This window comes from Legionella tunisiensis, assembly GCF_000308315.1.
GTDB lineage: Bacteria > Pseudomonadota > Gammaproteobacteria > Legionellales > Legionellaceae > Tatlockia > Tatlockia tunisiensis.
In genome coordinates this window covers 1-822 of record NZ_CALJ01000121.1, presented here as the reverse complement: position 1 = coordinate 822, position 822 = coordinate 1, and the positions used below count along the sequence as shown (strand labels likewise).

The window sequence follows — 822 nt, the reverse complement described above, 5'->3', positions numbered from 1 at the left end:
AAGAGCCTATCCGCAATAGGTCAGCATAAAAATCTGCTTTTAAATCAAGAGATGTGTTTTTTAACCGAGTTCATAAAAACACGTAACCACTTGGAAATTTGTCATAGCCATTATGAGTCATTACAAAACAATTACAACATTGTTAGGTGGCGGTTAATGACCTGTCTTGCACCGGATAACCCATTAAATCTGTTTAACTGCCTTTAATACTTAATCATCCGATTTAATTAAGTTGAGCGCCCCTAAGTTTTTTCAACAGGACTGTTTATCTGTCATTTCATGAACAATTTTATAATCAATCTTAAGCGTAGCAGTATGCATTCCGCTCAAGATTTAAATAACAAGGAAAAAATGAAGCCACTCTATGAAGCATGCCAAAGCGGCAACTTAAAACAGTTGGAAATAGCCTTATTAAAAGGAGCTGACCCTACAGCTCATGATAATTATGCCCTAAGAGTGGCGGCATACTACGGCCATCTTGACGTGGTCAACCGATTGCTAGACATCGACGGCATTGACCCTACGGCTTTAGATAATTATGCCCTAAGAATGGCAGCTGAAAATGGCCATCTTGACGTGGTCAACCGATTGTTAGAGGTTAAAGGCGTTGACCCTACAGCGAATAATAATTATGCCCTAAGATGGGCAGCTGAAAACGGCCATCTTGATGTAGTCAACCGATTGTTAGACACCGATGGGGTTGACCCTATGGCTTTAGATAATTATGCCCTAGGCATGGCGGCTGCAAACGGCCATCTGGACGTGGTCAATCGATTGTTAGACATTGAAGGCGTTGACCCTACAGCCGATGATAATTTTGCA

2 protein-coding genes are annotated in these 822 nt (G+C 41.2%); both read left to right on the top strand.

Annotated elements, in window-relative coordinates; translation table 11 throughout:
• A partial coding sequence (locus BN58_RS33455; RefSeq protein ID WP_232220451.1) for a hypothetical protein occupies positions 1-207 on the top strand: 207 nt, incomplete at its 5' end.
• Between the two features lie 108 nt (positions 208-315).
• Positions 316-822 (top strand): ankyrin repeat domain-containing protein (locus BN58_RS23410; RefSeq protein ID WP_026069352.1); only part of this gene is annotated, 507 nt, incomplete at its 3' end.